Genomic DNA, 18,396 nt, shown 5'->3' with positions numbered 1-18,396 from the left:
GCAGATACCACGCACTCAACCGTTCGGGTCAGGTCAGGGACGAGGCCGGGATCTGGTACGACCGGAACGCCTCGGCGACCTGGGTCTCGTCCAGGCCGTACCGTTCCAGCGAGTACACGTGCGGGCGGTGGCCGGTCCGGTCGAGGGCCTTGGCGAGGTTGGCGTCGTCCGTCGCGCCCCAGGTCAGGTCCAGGCGGTCGAAGACCCCGCGCAGCACGGTCGCCGGGTCCGCGAGCAGGTCGTCGTAGACGACGTCGATCACCGCGTCGTCGGGCAACTGTTCGCGCAGCCTGGTCGCGCGCTCGACCCCTCCGGCGGAGATCCCCAGCCACTCCCGGCCGATCCGGTCGAGGTCGATCCGGCCCGGCTTGATGTACATCGTGTGCGTCGCCTCGGCCATCGAGCAGCCGGAGGCGACGGCGGACCCGGGCGCGCGGTGCGTCCAGACGAACCGCGCGTCCGGGAAGGCGCGCAGGATCTCGGGCAGCCGCCACAGGTCCATGGGGTGCTTGAGCACCCAGCGCTCCGGCGCCTCCCCCGCCGCCATGACCTGCAGCGCATCGCGGAGGAACAGGAAGTCGTCGGTGAGGTCGGCGTCCGCCACGTAGTCCAGGTAGCGCGGCGCGGGGCCCCACGTCGCGTACATCTCCGTGTGGGCGCGCAGCATGAAGTCCTCCTCCTCGCTGTCGGCGATCAGCGGGTGCAGGTGCGCCCACGCGGGGCTGAGCTTCGCCACGGTCGCGAACCGCTTGCGGGCCTGGGCGATCAGCCGCTCGCGCTCGGCCGCCGGGCGCGGGAGGCCCAGGTTGGTCATCTCCCACAGCTTCGGGCCGCGGTTGCCGGGGCTGCGCGCGATCAGGTTGTACGTCACCGTCGTCCCGGTACGCGGCAGGCCGACGACGAACACGGGGGCGGTCACCGGCTCGTCCCGCACCTCGGGGTGGTTCGCCTGGATGTCGCGGACGACGGCACGGTTGTCGAGCCGCTCCCGGATCTGCTGCTGGGTGCTCATCCAGCCGAAGGCGCTCAGGTCGGGGTTGGCGGCGTGGTCGGCGAGGAGCAGGCGCAGGCCGTCGAGCGCGGCGAGGTCGTCGGCGCCGAGCGGGACACGTCCGCGCTGCACCTCCTGGAGCAGGCGCTCGTAGACGGCGTCGGGGTCCTTGCGGGTGCGCGTGCCGGGTACGAGCAGCACGTTGAGGAGTCGGAGCAGCGGTGTGGCCTGGGGCATGGCGCACATCCTGCCCATACCGGCGGGCGGCGACAAGCCGTCGGCCACCACCCGCCCGGAACGTGACGCGGCGCTTTCGCCAATCCGGAGCGTTCGTCCACTAACATCCGGAGCGAGTGCTTGTGCGCGGCGTCACATCGCCGGGCCAGGCTGTCGACGAGAGGGGAATCGTGACCGCACGACCGCCGTCGGACCCGCCGGTGCGGCTACGCGACGTCACCGACCGCACGCTCCTCCTGGAGACCACCGCGGCCGCCGACGTGAACGAGGTCTACGAGCGGCTACGACGCGAGTGGGGTCCGGTCGCGCCGGTGGACCTCGAGCCCGGCGTGCCGGCGTGGCTCGTGCTCGGCCACAACGAGGCGGTCGGGGTGCTGCGGGACGACCGCACCTTCATCAAGGACCCCTCGATCTGGCACGGGCACGCCGAGAACCTGCTGGGCCCGCAGTCGGCACTCCACCTCGTGCTCCCCCGCGCCCCGAAGCCCACTCTCGCCGACGCCGACGGGGCCAAGCACGCTCGGATGCGGCCACCCGTCGACGACGCGCTGTCGCAGGTCGACGAGGCCCGTGCGGGCGCGATCACCCGCCGGCTGTGCGGCATGCTCATCGACCGGTTCGAGGACCGGGGCCGCGCCGACCTGGTCGCCGAGTACGCGGCGGTCGTCCCGTTCCTGGTCCTGTCCGAGCTGGACGGGCTGGAACCGGGACAGGCGCAGCGGCTGCAGGAGATCACCCGGGCCATCTTCGAGTCCGGTGCCGCGGCGCGCGAGCGAACCGTGGAGCTGCTGGGGATCGTCACCGAGCACATCGCCCACAGCAGGGCGCTGGGCACCCGGGACATCGCGGGGATCCTCGCCGTGCACGGCAACTTCGAGAGCGACCTCGAACGGGCACAGACCCTCACCGCCATCACGCTGGCGGCCAACGAGGCGCTCCTGGCCTGGATCGCACAGACGCTCGCCCTGGTCCTGAGCGACCCGCGGTTCTCCCACCGGGTCTCCGGGGGCCGGCTGCACATCGACGACGCGCTCGACGAGGTGCTCTGGCGCTCGACGACGAACCCCAACCTCATGCCCCGGTTCGCCACCCGCGAGGTGACCATCGGCAACAAGCTGATCGAGCGCGGGGCGGCGGTGATCGTCGGGGTGCACGCGGCCAACCACGACCCGCTGATCCAGTCGGACGATCCGTGGGACACCGTGGGCAACCGCGCCTACCTGTCGTTCGGCGCGGGTCCGCACCGGTGCCCCGCCCCGCGCCTCGGGCGGGTCATCGCTCGCATCGCGGTCGCCGAGCTGCTGCAGCGCCTGCAGGTCACCCTCGACGGCGACCCCGACAAGGTCGAGTGGGCGACCAGCCCGTGGATGCGCTTCCCCGCCCGGCTGCCGGTGACGTTCCCGTCCCCGCTCCAGCAGCCCACGCCCGGCGCCTGGCCGCCCGGCGCGCAGGAGCTCATGCAGTAGGCCCTGTCGCGGCTGGGCCTGCCGTCACGCCGCCCGGACGGCGGCGAGGCTGGTGGCGATCACGACGTCGGCCGGCGGCGTGTCGTCGATGACGACACCCGCCTCGTCCGCCTCCAGCGGTTCCAGCGTGTCGAGCTGTGACTGCAGCAGCGACGGCGGCATGAAGTGGGTCCGGCGCTCCATCCGTTCGAGCAGCACCTCGGACGTCGAGTCGAGGTGGACGAAGAACAGGCCGGGATGCCCCTCCCGGAGCCAGTCCCGGTACACCCGGCGCAGTGCCGAGCAAGCGGTCACGGAGATCTCGCCGGCGCCGTCGAGCCGGGCGATCTCGGCCGCGAGCAAGCGCAGCCAGGGCCGCCGGTCGTCGTCGTCGAGCGGGATCCCCGCCGACATCTTCTCGATGTTGGCCGGCGGGTGGAACGTGTCGCCCTCGACGAACACACCGCCGAGCTCCGCCGCGAGCGCCCGGCCGACCGTCGTCTTGCCGGTCGCGGTGACGCCCATGACGACGATGTGGCGCGGCGCGCTCATCCGGTCACGAGCCAGAGCAGCGCGGCGATCAGGAAGACGGCGAGGCCGAGGGTGGTCTCCAGCACCGTCCACGTCTTGAGCGTGGTCTTGACGTCCATGCCGAAGAACCGGCTCACGAGCCAGAACCCGGAGTCGTTGACGTGCGACAGGACCGTGGCACCCGCGGCGACCGCGAAGACCAGGAGCGAGATCTTGATGTCGCTCAGGCCTTCCGCCGCCACCTGTGCCGAGATCAGCCCGGCCGTCGTGGTCAGGGCGACGGTCGCCGAGCCTTGCGCGACGCGCAGCACCGTCGCGATGACGAAGGCCTGCAGGAGGATCGGCATGCCCAGGCCGGACAGCGCGTCGGTGAGCGCCGAGCCGATGCCGCTGGCGCGCAGCACCCCGCCGAACATGCCGCCGGCCCCGGTGATGAGGATGATCGAGCAGATCGGCCCGAGCGCGTCGTCGAGGATGCCGGTGGCCTGGCCCATCGTGAACCGGCCACGGGACAGCACGGCGAGCGCCACGAGCACGGTGATCAGCAGGGCGATCGGGGTCTGGCCGATCAAGATCAGGGTGTTGGCCCAGACCTGGTCCTCAGCGATGACCTCCGCCGTGATCAGGGTGCTGATCACCGTGTTGAGCGAGATCAGCAGCAGGGGCAGGAGCAGGAGGAGCAGGACGGTGCCGAACCGCGGAGGTGCCTGGGTAGCGGTGGTCGTCGACACGCCGCCCGCTCCGGTGCCTCCGTCCTCCGTGCCGCCGTCGGCGCCACCCTGGTCACGGCCGCCGTTCATGCGGCCGAACACCGCGGTCGGGACGTCGATGACGTAGCGCGCGCTCAGGTAGCGGGCGACGAGGTGGACGCCGAGGAACCATGCAATGACCGCGACCGGAAGGCCCACGACGAGCGTGAGCCCGATGTTCCCCTCCATCAGGTTGGCGGCGGCAACCGGTCCGGGGTGCGGCGGGACCACCGCGTGCATGACGGCGAACGCCCCGGCCGTCGGCAGCCCGTAGCGGAGGATGCCGCCCCCGAAGCGGCGCGCGACGGTGAAGATGATCGGCAGGAACACCACGAGGCCGGCGTCGAAGAAGATGGGGAAGCCGAAGATCAGGGCGGCGACGCCGAGCGCGAGCGGCGCGTGCTTCTCCCCGAACCGGGCGATGAGCGTGTCGGCGAGGACCTGCGCGCCGCCGGTGATCTCCAGCAGCCGGCCGAGCATGACGCCGAAGCCCACGAGCAGGGCCACCGACCCCAACGTCCCGCTGAACCCGGTCAGCAGTGCGTCGGGGATGTCCGCGATCGGGATCCCGGCGGCGACCGCCGTGAGGAGGCTGACGAGCACGAGTGCGACGAACGCGTGGAGCTTGAGCCGAATGATCAGGAACAGGAGCAGGGCGACCGCGGCCGCCGCTATCAGGAGCAGGGTGCCCGCCCCGTAGACCGGTTCTATCTCGGTCATTACCGTCTCCTCGCGGTCGGTGCTGCCTCACAAGATCGCAACGACACTAGCAGGGCGGACGGCGTCGAGCGGGGAGGGCCGTCGACGAGCGTTTTGCCAGGTGGTCGAAGGGACTCCACACGGTGCGCGGTTCCCTCACCGGCCGCACCACGAGCTACGCGATCGCGGCCGCCAGCACCCGGTCGAGGACGCGGTGCGCGGCGTCCCGCGCCTCCGGTCCGCGCGGCTGCTGGGCGATCCAGAGCGCCGCCTCGTTCATGGCACCCGAAAGCTGGGCGGTCGTCGCGTCGAGCAGGTCGTCCGGGACGCCGACGCCGGCCAGCGCCTCGCGCAGGTGCACCACCGAGTGCTCCGCGTCGAGCCGGCGCCACTGCTCCCAGCCGAACACGGCTGGGGCATCGATGAGCAGGACCCGCACCGCGGGGGCCGCGGTGATGGCGTCCAGGAACGCATGGCAGCCCGCCCGCAGCTGCTCCCGCGGGTCGGTCCCGGCGCCCTCGGCAGCGACGACGACAGCCGTGGCGACATCCGACTGGAGCTTCGCCGCGACGGAGCGGAAGAGCCCTGCCTTGCTCCGGTAGTGGTGGTAGACCGCGCCGCGGGTGACCCCGGCCGCGCCGGCGACGTCGTCGAGGGAGACCGCGGCGAAGCCGCGTGCGGCGAACAGGTCGGTGGCCGAGACAAGGATGTCCCAGGCGGTCCGGGCGGCGTCAGCCGCTGAGGCGCGAGGCACGGGCACTTCCTTTACGTACGGAGCGTATGTAATCTGGTTCTTACATACGCACTGTACTTAAAGGAGCTCACCATGGCCGTCACCAGCCTCTACCCGGTCCTCATGTCGCGGGATGTCGCCGCCGCAGCCGCCTTCTACCGCGAGGGGCTCGGTTTCGAGACGACCTACGACTCCGACTGGTACGTCAGCCTGCGGCTCGGCGCGTTCGAGCTCGCGCTGGTCGCACACGACCACGCCACGATCCCGGCAGGCCACCGCGCCCTGCCGCAGGGAGTGATCGTCAACCTCGAGGTCGACGACGTCGACGACGTCCATGCCCGGCTGACCGCCGGTACCGGGCTGGAGCCGCTCCTGCCGCTGCGCGACGAGGGTTTCGGCCAGCGCCACTTCATCGTGGCCGGGCCCGACGGCGTCCTGCTCGACGTCATACAGCCGATCCCGCCCACGGCCGAGTACGCGGAGGCCTACGCCGAGGTGTGAGCCGCAGGACCGGCGCAGGTCATCGGACGGCGTGCTGGAGCGCGTCGCCGATGCCGACCAGCCCCGTGCGCAGCGCGAACAGCACGAGCTGCACCCGGTCCCGGGCGTGCGTCTTCGCGATGAGGTTGCCGACGTGAGTCTTCACGGTCGGCATGGACAGCCACAGCCGGTCGCAGATCTCCTGGTTGGTCAGTCCCTGCGTGATCAGGGTCAGGACCTGACGCTCCCGCTCGGTCAACGTGTCGACGGCCCGCCGTTCGGCCGCGGAGAGAACCTGGGCCGGGGCGGCGGGAGCGGGCCTCGCCCGGACCCGCTGGACGAGCCTCCGGGTAGGCCCGGGCGAGATGACCGCGTCGCCCCGGTGGACCGTGCGCACGGCGGCGACCAGCTCGTCGGGCGGCGTGTTCTTCAGGAGGAACCCGGCCGCTCCGGCCTCGATCGCGGTCAGGACGTAGTCGTCCGTGTCGAACGTCGTGACGATCACGACCTTGCCGGGCGCCTGGCTCGTGACCAGCCGCTTCGTCGCCGTGAGCCCGTCCGTGCCCGGCATCTGGATGTCGAGGAGCAGCACGTCGACGGGGTCGAGGTCATGCCGCCGCAGGGCCTCGGCACCATCACCGGCCTGCCAGCCGACCCGGATGCCGGGCTGTGCGTCGAGGATCATCGACAGGCCTGCCGTGAACAGCGGGTCGTCGTCGGCGAGACCGACGGTGATCATGGGCGCTCCCAGGGCAGGGTCGCGGCGACCCGCCATCCGCCGGTCGCGGTGTCGGGTCCGGCGTCGAACGTGCCGCCGAGCGCACGCACGCGCTCCTTCATCCCGGTGAGGCCGTGCCCCAGGACGGTCGCCGTGCCACGCGGTCGCGTCGGTCTGCCGTTGAGCACCAGCAGGTCGGTGCGACGTTCCGCGACGCGCACCCGGATCATGACCGGCACCCGACCGGCGTGCTTGAGCACGTTGGTCAACGCCTCCTGCACTATCCGGTACGCGGCGACCCCCACGTGCGCCGGGACGTCCCCGGTCTCGCCGTCCAGCAGCAGCCGGACACTCCCTCCGGGGTGCTGGAACGTCCCGACGAGCTCGGGAAGGTCGCGCAGCGTCGGGGTCGGACGGAGGGCCGCCGGCTCGTCGTCCGCCCGGAGCACGTCGACGAGCTCCTGGACCTCCCCGACCGCGCCGCGGCTGAGGCGTCCGATGTCGGCGAGCGCGCGGTCGGCCGCCGCCGCATCGGTGGTGAGCACGTACCGGGCGCCTTCGGCCTGCACCGCTATCGCACCGAGCGAGTGCCCGAGGATGTCGTGCACCTCCCGGGCGATGCGAGTCCGTTCCTCCGAGGCCGCCAGACGCCGTTCGGTGTGCTGCTGCGCCTGGAGGATCGCCACCCGGTCGAGCGCCAGCTCGACGCGTGCGCGGCTGCGACGGCGAAGCGTGCCCGCGAGCGCCGCCACCGTGATCATCGCGCAGGCGAACGCGGCGACGGCCCAGCGACCCTGCCGGGACTCGCCCAGCATCGGGTCGGGAGTCAGGATCGCGACCATCGCGCCGGTATAGGTGAGGGCGAGGTAGACCCAGCGCCCCGGCGGTTCCAGCTGCGTCTGGGAGATGTAGGCGGCGACCAGGCAGACCGCGGCGGCGAACACGCTCAGCTCTTCGGTCAGGACCAGGTGGAGCAGCAGGAACCCCGCCAGGGCGGTCAGGCAGACGTGCGGCATGCGGCTCCGGGCGAGCATGGCGATGCTGCAGCCGGCGACGACCACCCCGTACCAGGCCCGGTCCGACGCCGACGAGACGGCCGGCTGACCGAGCTGCCCGATCAGCACCACGGCCGCGGCGAGGGCGACGTCGGCCAGGAGGCGCCGGGCGTCGTCGGTCAGCCACCTGCCGACGGCAGGTGCGGCTGGTCGGAGGTCCATACCCGGCAAGCGTAGGTCGGCCGTCCCGGCGAGTCCTCATGCCGTGGGATGAGATGTCGTCGATACCCAGGCATGATCCGAGGCCGCCGGCCGCTCGGGATCGTGGTGGGCATGAACCGCGGAACGAGGCGCCGATGAGCGCCGTCATCACCACTCATGGCCTGACCAAGACCTTCCGGAACCAGACCGCCGTCGACTCCCTCGACCTGTACGTCCCCCAGGGTGTCGTCTACGGCTTCCTCGGGCCGAACGGCTCGGGCAAGTCGACGACCATGAAGATGCTGCTCGGTCTGACCCGGCCGACCAGCGGCGGGATCACGCTGTTCGACCGGCCGCTCACGCCTGCGTCGCGCACCGACCTGCTGCGGTCGATCGGCTCGATGATCGAGGCGCCGCCCGGCTACGGCCACCTCACCGGGCTGGAGAACATGCGCATCGTCCAGCACATGCTCGACCTCGCGGACACCCAGATCGACCACGCCCTGGCCACGGTCCGCCTGACCGCACACCGGGACAAGCTGGTCCGCAACTACTCCCTGGGGATGAAGCAGCGCCTCGGCGTGGCCATGGCGCTGGCCCGTGAGCCTGCCCTGCTGGTGCTGGACGAGCCGACGAACGGGCTCGACCCCGCCGGCATCGAGGAGATCCGGACGCTCCTGGTCGAGCTGGCGAGCGAGGGCATCACGGTGATGGTCTCCAGCCACCTTCTGGACGAGATCGACCGGATGGCCGACGTCCTCGGCATCCTCTCCGGCGGGAAGCTGATCTTCCAGGGCACACGTGGCGAGCTCTTCGAGCACTCCACCCCGGACCTGATCATCGAGACGCCCGACCCGGGGGCCGCGCTCGCGCTGGGCATCACCGCGACACCGGTCCTGGAGGGCCTCCGCCTCAGCGGCATCACCAAGGAGCAGACCGCCGAGGTGGTCCGTCGTCTCGCGGTCGCCGGAGTACCGATCCACGAGGTTCGCCGGGTGCGGCAGAGCCTCGAGGACGTGTTCATGGACCTCACCGGGCGTGGAGGCCTGCTGTGACCCGCGCCGTCGTCCTGGAGCTCCGGAAGATGCGGCGCCTGCGCACGGGACCGATCGTGGTCCTCCTCGTGCTCGCGGTCGCCGCGCTCAGCAGCGCGTCGCAGTTCTCGGGCGGGACCCGGGAGACCTTCGACGACCCCACCGCCGCACCGTGGGCGGCGCTCCTGCTGACCTACACGATGATGGCCGCGATGACCTCGCCCCTCCTCACGGCGGTGCTCGCCAGCCGTCAGACCGACATCGAGCACGCGGGCGCCGGCTGGACGCTCGCGGCCACGGCCGGGTACACGCCAGGTGTCCTGTGCCGCGCCAAGGTGGTGGCCCTCAGCCTCGTGCTGCTGCCCGCGGTCGCCCTGCAGAGCCTGCTGGTCATCGGTGCGGGGACGGCGGCCGGCATCCGCGTGCCGCTCGACCCCGGCCCCTGGATCGGCTACACGACGCTGCTGTTCCTGCTCGACGTCGCCTTCCTGGCCCTGCACGTCTGGCTCGCCGCCACGGTGGAGAACCAGCTCGTCGGCGTCGGGATCGGGATGCTCGGCGCGTTCCTGGCGGCCTTCACCCTGCTGCTACCGAGCGCCGTCTCACGGCTGATCCCGTGGGGCTACTACGCGGTCATCGCGCACGCCGCGCAGGACGGCGACGTCGTCGCCTATCAGTCCCCGTCCTATGCCTGGATCGCAGGCTTCCTGATACTTGTCGGCGCCGTGTATGCCTTCGTCACGCGCCGCCTGGACCGGATCGAGAGGTAGAACCGTGCTCCGCGCCGAACTCATCAAGCTCCGGCGATCCGCCGTCTGGCCGATCGCCCTGGCGCTGCCGCTGCTGGCGGTCACCACCGGCACCATCAACTACGCCAACAACGCCGACCAGCTGACCGGCGGCTGGGTCGCCTTCAACTCGCAGGTCGTCCTGTTCTACGGGCTGCTGTTCTTCTCGCTCGGCATCGGCCTGCTCGCCGCGACGACCTGGCGAGCAGAGCACCGGGGCACGAACTGGAACCTGCTGCTCACGACCTCGAGGCGGCCCGCCGCGCTCATCCTGGCCAAGGTCGCCGCGACCGCCGTGTCGGTCGCGTTCATGCAGGCGGTGCTCGTCGTGGGAACGCTGGTCTCCGGTGCCTTCGTCCTCCGGCTCGACGGCGGAGTCCCCTGGCAGCTCGTGGTCGTCGGAGCGATCGCGATCATCGCGGCACTCCCGCTCGTCGTCGTGCAGTCCCTCCTGTCGATGCTGCTGAAGTCCTTCGCCGCACCGGTCGCCGTGTGCCTCGCCGGGTGCGTGCTCGGCGTCGCCTCCGTCACGTCCGTCGGCCTCCGACCACTGAGCCACGTGCTGCCGCAGGCGATCAACACGCGCGCGCTCAACCTCGGTTCCACCGCACTCGCCGGCTCCGGCAGCCTCACCCCCGATGGCGTCCTCCCGATCCTGCTCACCGCGCTCGGCCTCGCCGCCGTCTGCGTGGCTCTCGGCGTCGCGGCGATCCGCCGGGTGAAGCTCCGCTAGGGCGGGTTCTTCCCACGGTCCAGGGGGGTCACGGGGAGCCCCGCGCGCACCTTCGCACCGTGGGCGCGGGAAAACACGGCACACTTCCTCGGAGGCGGCGGCTCCTGGACCGGGGCATTCGTCGTCGACCGACAGTCAAGGAGCCGAGAACATGGACGTGCAGTTCTTCTGGGTGGATGTCTTCGCGACCACCGCCCTGGCGGGAAACCCGCTCGCCCTCGTTCCTGATGCGGACGCGCTCCCGGACGAGACGATGCAGGCGATCGCACGGGAGTTCAACCAGTCCGAGACCACCTTCGTCGTCCGTCCGGAGCGTCCTGGTGCCGACCAGCGCCTGCGTTCGTTCACCCCGGCGGGCGTCGAGGTCTTCGGCGCCGGGCACAACGCGATGGGCGCGTGGATCTGGCTGGCGCAGTCCGGTCGCCTGGACCCGGACCGGGACACCTTCGTGCAGCAGATCGGGGACGACCTGCTGAAGGTCCGGGTGTCCGGGCGGTCCTCGACCGGTGCCCAGGTGTCGATGGAGCAGTCAGCTCCACGGTTCCTGGGCCGTGTGGAAGACCGGGAGGCGCTGGCCGCGGTTCTCGGTCTCCGCGCCGAGGACCTCGCCGGTGACCGTGTGGCCGAGGTGGCCTCCACCGGGGCGGAGCACCTGCTCGTGCCCGTGGGAAGCATCGAGGCGGTGGACGCCGCACAACCGGACACCGCCGGGCTGCGGAAGCTGCTGGCCGAGGCCGGCGCCGAGGGCTGCTACCTCTACACGGTCGCCCTCGACCCTGCCGCGGGGGTCAGTGCCTCTGCTCGGTTCTTCAACCCGACGGTCGGGATCGCCGAGGACCCTGCGACGGGCACCGCCGCCGGCCCGCTCGCTGCCGTCCTGGTCCGCGACGGGCTCGTCCCCGACCACGGACGGATCGTCATCGAGCAGGGGCGCCGGCTCGGCCGCCCCAGCCGGATCCTCCTGAGCGTCGACGGACCGCTCGTCACGATCACCGGCACGGGGATCCTGGCCGCCGAGGGGGTGCTTCACCTCTGACACCGCCTCGGCGCCGGGACGGTGCGCGCCGGCCCGGCGCCGACCATCAGCGGGATGGCGAGCCCTCCGGGGGATGAACGAGGCTGGAGGGGCCTGACCCCGTCGTCATGGAAGCGTGATCTCCAGCGCGGCCGGAGCGGCAGCGAGTGATGCCCGGATCAGCGCGCACAGCTCGGCGCGGTTCGCTGTCGTCGCAGCGCCGGGCGCCGACTGCCAGCCGTCCAGGGCGGCCCGGTGGCCGGCGATCACGACAGCGCACACGAAGCGCGTTCCTCGCCGCCTGCTGCTTCCTGGTCGCCGTCCCCGTCGTCGGCGGTGTCGTCACGCTTGACGAGCTGGTCCGCGCCACGTCCGCGCTGCTCGCAACGGTCACCCTCACGGGCACTCTCACCGGTGTCCGGCTGCTGCGCGGACGGCAGCGCTGGAACGCCGTCGTGGCGTCCCTCTTCCTCGGTGTGGTGCTCTTGTTCTGCGGAGTCCTGCTCCTGATCCCCGTGGCCATCGGTGCCGTCGCGGTGCTCGCTCAGTGGCGGCGCCCCGCGAGGGCTACGTCCGGCCCGCCGCCCGCGAAAGAAGCTCGGCAGGCACGAGACCAGGGACATCACGTTGCGAGTACATGAGCCTCTATTTAGCCTCGCACGGTGAACAGCCGCCCTCACGCCACGCCGCTGCCGACACGAAGGACGAGATCCATGCCCGCTCGCTCCGCTCGAACGCCGACGACGCCCCAGAGGACGACCACGCCTGGCAACCGGTGCGTGGAAGCATTTCGAGAACTGACCGCCGAGGCCGGCGAGGCCGGCCTGATGCGCCGCCGATACGGGTTCTACTGGACCGTGATGCTGTTCTGGACGCTGTTCACGGTAGCGATCCTGGTCGGCGTGTCCATGCTGGGTGACACCTGGTTCCAGCTGCTGCTGGCAGCCCTGCTCGGCCTGGCGATGGCGCAGCTGGCGTTCCTCGGGCACGAAGCGGCCCACCGGCAGATCTTCGCTTCACAGGGCTGGAACGAATGGACGGCCCGTGTGCTGTCCGGACTGTTCACCGGACTCAGCTACGGCTGGTGGGTGGACAAGCACGGCCGCCATCACGCGAACCCGAACAAGGACGGAGCGGATCCCGATGTCAAGGCCGGGGTCGTGTCCTTCACGCCGACCGTCACCGACGAGCGCACCGGCCTGGCCGCGCGGCTCGCCCGGTGCCAGGGCTACTACTTCCTGCCGCTGCTGCTCTTCGAGGGGTTCTCCCTGCACGTCAGCTCGTTCCGGGCCATCTTCGCGGGCAAGGGCGTCACGCACCGGTGGACCGAGATCCTCTTCGTCGGGATCCGGGTGCTCGGCTACCTCGCGTTGCTGTTCATCGTCCTCCCGCCCGGGATGGCGGTCGCCTTCGTCGTCGTGCAGGTCGCCGTGTTCGGGTTCCTGCTGGGCGGCGCGTTCTCGCCGAACCACATCGGCATGCCCACCGTCCCGCACGACGCCGACATCGACTTCCTACGCCGCCAGATCTACATGTCGCGCAACGTCCGCGGCGGACCGCTCGTGCACTTCTTCATGGGCGGCCTCGAGTACCAGGTCGAGCACCACCTGTTCCCCAGGGCACCCCGTCCGAACCTGCCCGCCCTGCGACAGATCGTGCGTCGGTACTGCGCCGAGAACGACATCCCCTACACCGAGACCTCGCTCGGCGGAGCGTTCCGCACGATCATCGCCTACCTGAACCAGGTCGGGCTGAAGAACCGCGACCCCTACACCTGCCCGCTCGTGCGCCGGTACCGCGGCTGAAGCAGGGGCGCCGTTGCTATTCATCGCGAGAGAACGTCAGACGTCGTTCGAGCACATCGACCACGACTGATCGCAGACTCATCGATCGTGAGAAGGCTTTCGCGCGGATCACCGCGAGGGCATCGTCCGGGCGTATCCCGAGCTGGGCGATGACCATTCCGGCCGCTCGGTGGAGCCATGCCCGCCCCGACCAGTCGAGCCGCTCCGCGTTCCCGAGCAAGGACGCGCCGACGATGTCGGCGAGGAGCTGCAGGTCCTGGCTGCCACGAGCCTGCGGATCAGTCGTCACGTAGAGGCTGAACACCCCGACGACGCGACCGCCCGCCCGCATCGGCGCCGCGTACAGCGTCGCCCCGCCCTGGGCCGGTGCGACGATCTGGGAGAAGACCGGGTACTCGTCGACCACGGCGCCGAGGTGGGTGACGACGAGCCGGTCCTCGGCCATCGCCTGATGTACCGGACCTTCGCCGAGAACCTCCTGGAGCGGCTCGAGCTCCTCGAACGCCCCTGGCGTGCTGACGGCTACGCGCTCGTCCGGACCGATCGAGACGGTGAAAGCTCCGCCCTGTGCCTTCAAGACGTCGACGCAGGCCTCGCAGAGCCGCATCGCCCATGGGCGGGAAGTGTCGTGGGCGAGAGATCGAGCGAGCAGGTTCAGAAGTTGCGGTGGGTCCATCACTGACACCTCCCCCCGTGCCTTGTTCCCACCCTTGCACCAGGACTTCCCAGTCGCATTGCCCGCTTCGTCACGGCCCCACGACACGAGGACACGGTGGGCGGCTCGGTGGCGTGCTTCGGGCCGAGGGTGTCAGAGGTCGTCGGGACGGATCGGGTCGGCGAGAAACTCGTCCACGGCATCACGCGTGGGGAACTCGGTGACCTCCGGCCCCGAGAACAGCTGCACCAGGGAGCAGGCGATGTCCCGGACGGCGATGTTCGACTGGTTGGACGCCTCCCGCAGCTGGTCGAACGCCGCTTCCTCGTCGACGCCGTGAATGACCATGAGCACGCCCTTGGCCTGCTCGATGACCGACCGGCGCTCCGAGGACGCCTGGATCGACGCCGACGCCTCACGTGCTGCCGCTTCACGTTGTGACTTGGTGACGTCGATGAAGTATCCGACGAGCTCGGTCACCTGGCCGGAGCCGGGGTCGCGTCGCCCCTGGCCGGTCACGGCCAGGGTACGGGTGTTGCCTGCCGCATCGACGATGCGATGCACGGAGCTGAACGGCTGCCCGGTCTCCGCCGCCCGCCGCAGCACGCCGTCGACCCTCCCCCGGTCGTCCGGGTGCTTGTGCGACAGCATCAGGGGCGTGGTCGGCACGACCTCGCCCGGTTCGAAGCCGTGCATCACGTACACCTCGTCGGACCACGTCCACTGCCCCGTCGCGAGGTCGAGCCGGTAGCCGCCGACCGGTGGCCTGGCGCCGGCTCCCAGTGCCTTCTCGATCTCGCCGTCCGTCTGCGGTCGGCCGGTCTCGGGTGTGGGGTTCATGAAGGTCCTCTGCTGATGCCAGATGATGCGGCCACGTGGCCCGTTGGGGAGAACACCAACGACAGCGGCTAGAATATCGCGTTGAAGATACTTCGCAGGCTAGGGAAATCGCTCCGCGTGGACCGGTGCGTCCCATTCGAGCCGCAGCACGCATGCGTCGTCATGTTCGTTGAGATCGCCGCTCAGCAGGGACGAGACCAGGCCCTCGTCGACGCTTCCCGAACTGCCGGCGGCTGCCCGGGCGAACACCTCCAAGCCTTGCCGCAGGCTGCGGTCACGCCGCTCCACCATCCCGTCGGTGTAGAGCCACAGCACGTCACCGCGACGGAGCTCGAGCTCGCCCGGCTCGGTCTCGGTCGTCTGCGGGGTCGTCTGCGGGGTCGTCCGTGGGAGCACCGCCTGAGCCACGGTCGAGGTGGCCACACCCAGGGGTGCCCAGCGCCCGTGCCACAGGAACTCTGCCTCGCCGCCGGACCGCGTCACGAGGGGCGGAAGGTGCCCGGCGCAGGCGAAGACGAGCCGCCCGGTCATGACGTCCAGCTCGGCGTACACGAGCGTCGACCCGAAGCCGACTCCGCGCCGACGGACGAAGCGGTCGACGTGCCCCAGCACCCCGAACGGGCCGACGCCGCTCTCCGCACCGCTGCGCACGACCGTCCGCAGCTGCCCCATCGCGGTCGCGGACTGCAGGCCGTGCCCGACGACGTCGCCCACCGCCAGGGCAAGAGTCACGTCGTCCACCCAGAACGCGTCGTACCAGTCGCCGCCGATCTCCAGCGAGCGTTCCGCGGGCCGGTAGTCCGTCGTGATACGGGCACGCTCCGGCTGCGGCAGCTCGTCGGTGAGCATCGCTCGCTGTAGCTGGCGCGCCACCGAGATGCTCCGCTCGTGCAGCACCGCGCGATCGAGCGCGACGCCGCCCTGCTGTCCGGTGGCGGCGAGTGCGCCGCGGTCCAGCGTGTCGTCACCCGCCCGCAGCCGCGGCACGAGGACCAGAACACCGTGGAGGGTGTCCGCTCCGGGCAGTGGCACCGCGACGTGGCCGTCGAGCAGCTCCACGATGTCCGCGTCGGCATCCGCCACGGCATCCGCGACAGCGGGCGAGCCGCCAGCACCTGCGGTGAACCTGAGCGCCGCCAGGAGCGACGTGGACGGCTCCTCGATCGAAGCGGCGTCCCCCGACCGCGCACGCAGGGTCGGCGTCCCCTCGTCGTCGACGAGCCAGACCACGGCAGCCTCCGCACGAAACTCGCGGACCGCCGCGTGCACGAGCGCCTCGCAGACACCATCGACTCCTGCGGCCCGGGCAAGGGCTGTGGTCGTGACCAGGAGCGTGCGGACCCTCGCCGCGGACCGCTCCGCCTCGGCGCGGGACGCGACCAGCTCACGCTCGAACCGTGACCGCTCCCGGGCGTCGAACAGGGCGACGTCGATGAGCGTGGCGCCGTCGTTCTCCCCGGCGTCGCCGTGCAGCTCCGCGGAGAGCAGGAGCGGGCGCGGGGTGTCACCTGCGCGGAGCTCGACCGCGATCTCCTCGACCCGGCCCTGCAGGCGCAGCAGCGGGGCGAGGTGCGTCTCCCAGTAGATCCGGCCGCCCACGGACAGCAGCGAGCTCAGCCGCGTGCCCAGCAGGTCACGTGCGGTGCCGTCGTCGAGCCAGCCGCGGAACGTGTCGTTGGCGTCAAGGATCGCCCCCGCGCCGTCGAGGCGGAGCAGGGCGACGGGAGCGGAGGCCCACGAGCGGGCACGACCCAGCGGCGTCACGGCGAGAGGTACTCGCGCATCGCGGTGATCAGAGCCTGGGGTGCGCTGAGGTTGGGACAGTGGCCGACGGCGTCGATCAGGGCGAGCTCGCTGTCGTCGAGGTGCTCGTGGACGTACCGACCCACCTCGACGGGGGCGATGACGTCCTCGCGGCACTGGACCACGAGGCTCGGCGTGCGGACGACGGCGAGATCGGCGCGGTTGTCGGAAAGAAACGTCGTACGGGCGAACCGCTTGGCGATGGCCGGGTCGGTGCGGCAGAAGGAGTTGGTCAGCTCCTCGCCCAGCTGCGGCCGGTCCGGGTTGCCCATGATCACCGGCGCGATGAACTCGGACCAGCCGAGATAGTTGGCGTCCATCGTCTCGAGGAGCTCGTCGATCTCCTCGGCCGTGAACCCGCCGCGGTAGCCCTCGTCATCGATGTAGCGCGGACTGGGGCCGACCAGCACGAGGCGGTCGAAGAGCTCCGGCCGCCGCGCGGCGGCGAGCAGCGCGATCGTGGCGCTCACCGAGTGGCCCACGAACACGACCGGGCCGAGCGCCAGCTCCTCCAGCAGCTCGACCACGTCCTCCGCGTAGCCCTCGAGGGACGCGTGCCGGTCGGTATCGTACGCAGCGAGATCCGACCCGCCGGCACCGATGTGGTCGAACCGGACGACGCGGTAGTCCGCTTCGAACTCCGGGGCCACGAGCCACCACATCGACTGGTCGCAGCCGAAGCCGTGCGCGAGCACCATGGCCGGGGCGCCCTCCGGCGCACCCGAGATCTGCACGTTGTGGCGGGCGGTGGCGGTCATCGGGCCACGTTCCGCTCGTATTGCAGTCCCCGGTGCTGAGGCATCCACCGGCCCAGGGTACCGGGTGGCTCCGTCACAGCCCTCGACCGGGCGAGCAGGAACTACGCCGGAAGCGGCTGGACCGCCCGTCCGGGTTCTGTCAGGGACACTGGACGACAGCAAGGTCTGACGAGATGAGGAGTTCTAGGTGCCCCAGGGAACTGTCCGATGGTTCGACGCCGACCGAGGGTTCGGCTTCATCGACCTCGGGAACGAGGCCGAGGACCTGTTCGTGCATGCGTCCGAGATCGTCGGTGACGACGGACCGAAGCTGCTCCGCGAGGGGCAGGCCGTCGAGTTCGAGGTAGGCGAGGGTGAGCGTGGTCCACAGGCGCGCCGCGTCCGTGTCACGGGCGACCGGGCCGCCGACGCGCCCGTGGGTGTGCTCGGCACCGTCACCTGGTACGAGCCGGCCAAGGGATACGGCTTCGTCACGCCCGACGACGGTCGCGACGAGATCTTCGTGCACAGCTCGGCCATCGTCGGGGGCGGCGTGGTCTCGGAGGGGCAGCGGGTGGCGTTCCTGGTCGTCGACGGGGAGAAGGGGCCGCAGGCGGAACATCTGCTACCGCTCGGCGCGGCGGCTGCACGGTCGGCGTCCGACGGCGCAGACGGCACGGTGTCCTGGTACGACGACACCAAGGGCTTCGGGTTCGTCGCTCCCGACGCAGGTGGCGAGGACGTCTTCGTCCACGTCAGTGCGCTCGGCCCGGGTGTGACCGAGCTCTCCGAAGGTGCCCGCGTGACGTATGACGTCGTCGACGGCGACAAGGGGCCGAACGCCCGCAACGTGCAGCTCGTGCGTGGCTCCGGGAGTCCGCGCGCGGCCACGGACCGCGGTCGGTCGGGCCGTCCTGCGGCATCGGGCGGGCCCGTGCGTGGAGGTGAGGGCACCGTCGCGCGCTACGACGCGGAGCGCGGTTTCGGCTTCATCACCCCCGATGCCGGGGGCGCGGACCTGTTCGTGCACGTCTCGGTCGTGCGGGGCAACGAGGTCCTGGAGGAGGGTGACCGGGTCCGGTTCAAGGTGCGTCAGAGTGACCGGGGGCCGCAGGCCGACAGTGTCGAACTGGTGTGAGCCGTGGTGTCCCGCGAGACGACAAAGGCCGCCGACCAGGTCAGATACCCGGTCGACGGCCTCGGTCGA

20 protein-coding genes are annotated in these 18,396 nt (G+C 71.0%); 8 read left to right on the top strand and 12 right to left on the bottom strand.

Annotated features, from left to right (window positions below):
- Positions 1 to 28: 28 nt before the first annotated feature.
- Positions 29 to 1,228: a sulfotransferase family protein gene (locus tag LUM46_RS12295; RefSeq protein ID WP_274994236.1), complete on the bottom strand. Its 1,200-nt coding sequence runs from the start codon at positions 1,226 to 1,228 to the stop codon at positions 29 to 31.
- Between the two features lie 170 nt (positions 1,229 to 1,398).
- Between LUM46_RS12295 and LUM46_RS12290 the strand changes: the two genes are divergently transcribed.
- Entirely contained in the window at positions 1,399 to 2,694 is a 1,296-nt protein-coding gene (locus LUM46_RS12290) for a cytochrome P450 (RefSeq protein WP_274994235.1), read from the top strand.
- Between the two features lie 24 nt (positions 2,695 to 2,718).
- Here the strand turns inward: LUM46_RS12290 and LUM46_RS12285 are convergent, their stop codons facing one another.
- The 3 genes from LUM46_RS12285 to LUM46_RS12275 all read right to left on the bottom strand — a co-directional run bounded on the left by LUM46_RS12285 (position 2,719) and on the right by LUM46_RS12275 (position 5,406).
- Positions 2,719 to 3,225: a gluconokinase gene (locus LUM46_RS12285; protein ID WP_274994234.1), complete on the bottom strand. Its 507-nt coding sequence runs from the start codon at positions 3,223 to 3,225 to the stop codon at positions 2,719 to 2,721.
- Entirely contained in the window at positions 3,222 to 4,673 is a 1,452-nt protein-coding gene (locus tag LUM46_RS12280) for a GntP family permease (protein ID WP_274994233.1), read from the bottom strand. Before LUM46_RS12280 ends, LUM46_RS12285 begins: the two co-directional genes overlap by 4 nt.
- Positions 4,674 to 4,827: 154 nt before the next feature.
- Entirely contained in the window at positions 4,828 to 5,406 is a 579-nt protein-coding gene (locus LUM46_RS12275; RefSeq protein ID WP_274994231.1) for a TetR/AcrR family transcriptional regulator, read from the bottom strand.
- Between the two features lie 72 nt (positions 5,407 to 5,478).
- Between LUM46_RS12275 and LUM46_RS12270 the strand changes: the two genes are divergently transcribed.
- Positions 5,479 to 5,886 (top strand): VOC family protein, encoded by a 408-nt coding sequence (locus LUM46_RS12270; RefSeq protein ID WP_274994230.1) that lies wholly within the window; start codon positions 5,479 to 5,481, stop codon positions 5,884 to 5,886.
- Positions 5,887 to 5,905: 19 nt separating this feature from the next.
- Here LUM46_RS12270 and LUM46_RS12265 read toward each other — a convergent pair whose 3' ends face one another.
- Both LUM46_RS12265 and LUM46_RS12260 read right to left on the bottom strand, forming a co-directional pair.
- The gene (locus LUM46_RS12265; RefSeq protein WP_274994229.1) at positions 5,906 to 6,604 is read right to left on the bottom strand and encodes a response regulator; all 699 of its coding nucleotides are present in this window, start codon (positions 6,602 to 6,604) and stop codon (positions 5,906 to 5,908) included.
- Positions 6,601 to 7,800 carry a sensor histidine kinase gene (locus LUM46_RS12260; RefSeq protein WP_274994228.1) on the bottom strand — a complete coding sequence of 400 codons (1,200 nt, stop codon included), beginning with the start codon at positions 7,798 to 7,800 and terminating at the stop codon, positions 6,601 to 6,603. Before LUM46_RS12260 ends, LUM46_RS12265 begins: the two co-directional genes overlap by 4 nt.
- Positions 7,801 to 7,934: 134 nt before the next feature.
- Between LUM46_RS12260 and LUM46_RS12255 the strand changes: the two genes are divergently transcribed.
- The 4 genes from LUM46_RS12255 to LUM46_RS12240 all read left to right on the top strand — a co-directional run bounded on the left by LUM46_RS12255 (position 7,935) and on the right by LUM46_RS12240 (position 11,370).
- Positions 7,935 to 8,834: an ABC transporter ATP-binding protein gene (locus LUM46_RS12255; protein WP_274994226.1), complete on the top strand. Its 900-nt coding sequence runs from the start codon at positions 7,935 to 7,937 to the stop codon at positions 8,832 to 8,834.
- A complete protein-coding gene (locus LUM46_RS12250; RefSeq protein ID WP_274994225.1) occupies positions 8,831 to 9,583 on the top strand; it encodes an ABC-2 family transporter permease in 753 nt (250 codons plus the stop codon). Before LUM46_RS12255 ends, LUM46_RS12250 begins: the two co-directional genes overlap by 4 nt.
- Positions 9,584 to 9,587: 4 nt before the next feature.
- Positions 9,588 to 10,334, top strand: a complete 747-nt coding sequence (locus tag LUM46_RS12245; protein ID WP_274994223.1) for an ABC transporter permease — start codon at positions 9,588 to 9,590, stop codon at positions 10,332 to 10,334.
- A 151-nt stretch (positions 10,335 to 10,485) separates the two neighbouring features.
- On the top strand, positions 10,486 to 11,370 hold the full coding sequence (locus LUM46_RS12240) for a PhzF family phenazine biosynthesis protein (protein WP_274994221.1): 885 nt from the start codon (positions 10,486 to 10,488) through the stop codon (positions 11,368 to 11,370).
- 105 nt (positions 11,371 to 11,475) lie between these two features.
- Here the strand turns inward: LUM46_RS12240 and LUM46_RS12235 are convergent, their stop codons facing one another.
- The gene (locus LUM46_RS12235) at positions 11,476 to 11,631 is read right to left on the bottom strand and encodes a hypothetical protein (RefSeq protein ID WP_274994219.1); all 156 of its coding nucleotides are present in this window, start codon (positions 11,629 to 11,631) and stop codon (positions 11,476 to 11,478) included.
- Positions 11,616 to 11,975 carry a hypothetical protein gene (locus LUM46_RS12230; RefSeq protein WP_274994218.1) on the bottom strand — a complete coding sequence of 120 codons (360 nt, stop codon included), beginning with the start codon at positions 11,973 to 11,975 and terminating at the stop codon, positions 11,616 to 11,618. Before LUM46_RS12230 ends, LUM46_RS12235 begins: the two co-directional genes overlap by 16 nt.
- Before the next feature lie 153 nt (positions 11,976 to 12,128).
- Here LUM46_RS12230 and LUM46_RS12225 point away from each other — a divergent pair, with 153 nt between their 5' ends.
- Positions 12,129 to 13,154 carry a fatty acid desaturase family protein gene (locus LUM46_RS12225; protein ID WP_274994217.1) on the top strand — a complete coding sequence of 342 codons (1,026 nt, stop codon included), beginning with the start codon at positions 12,129 to 12,131 and terminating at the stop codon, positions 13,152 to 13,154.
- Positions 13,155 to 13,170: 16 nt separating this feature from the next.
- On the opposite strand, the gene LUM46_RS12220 is transcribed toward LUM46_RS12225, so the two are convergent.
- The 4 genes from LUM46_RS12220 to LUM46_RS12205 all read right to left on the bottom strand — a co-directional run bounded on the left by LUM46_RS12220 (position 13,171) and on the right by LUM46_RS12205 (position 17,210).
- A complete protein-coding gene (locus LUM46_RS12220) occupies positions 13,171 to 13,830 on the bottom strand; it encodes a GAF domain-containing protein (protein ID WP_274994216.1) in 660 nt (219 codons plus the stop codon).
- A 132-nt stretch (positions 13,831 to 13,962) separates the two neighbouring features.
- Positions 13,963 to 14,649, bottom strand: a complete 687-nt coding sequence (locus LUM46_RS12215; protein WP_274994214.1) for a PAS and ANTAR domain-containing protein — start codon at positions 14,647 to 14,649, stop codon at positions 13,963 to 13,965.
- A gap of 99 nt (positions 14,650 to 14,748) precedes the next feature.
- Complete coding sequence (locus LUM46_RS12210) at positions 14,749 to 16,413, bottom strand: PP2C family protein-serine/threonine phosphatase (RefSeq protein WP_274994212.1); 1,665 nt, start codon at positions 16,411 to 16,413, stop codon at positions 14,749 to 14,751.
- The gene (locus LUM46_RS12205; protein ID WP_274994211.1) at positions 16,410 to 17,210 is read right to left on the bottom strand and encodes an alpha/beta fold hydrolase; all 801 of its coding nucleotides are present in this window, start codon (positions 17,208 to 17,210) and stop codon (positions 16,410 to 16,412) included. Before LUM46_RS12205 ends, LUM46_RS12210 begins: the two co-directional genes overlap by 4 nt.
- A gap of 187 nt (positions 17,211 to 17,397) precedes the next feature.
- On the opposite strand from LUM46_RS12205, the gene LUM46_RS12200 reads away from it, so the two are divergent.
- Positions 17,398 to 18,327 carry a cold-shock protein gene (locus tag LUM46_RS12200; protein ID WP_274994210.1) on the top strand — a complete coding sequence of 310 codons (930 nt, stop codon included), beginning with the start codon at positions 17,398 to 17,400 and terminating at the stop codon, positions 18,325 to 18,327.
- Positions 18,328 to 18,396: the final 69 nt, after the last annotated feature.

The sequence above is a fragment of the Promicromonospora iranensis genome, from assembly GCF_028994805.1.
Taxonomy (GTDB): Bacteria; Actinomycetota; Actinomycetes; order Actinomycetales; family Cellulomonadaceae; genus Promicromonospora; species Promicromonospora iranensis.
Note: the sequence above shows the minus strand (reverse complement) of the source record. Positions and strands in the feature narration are given on the sequence as shown.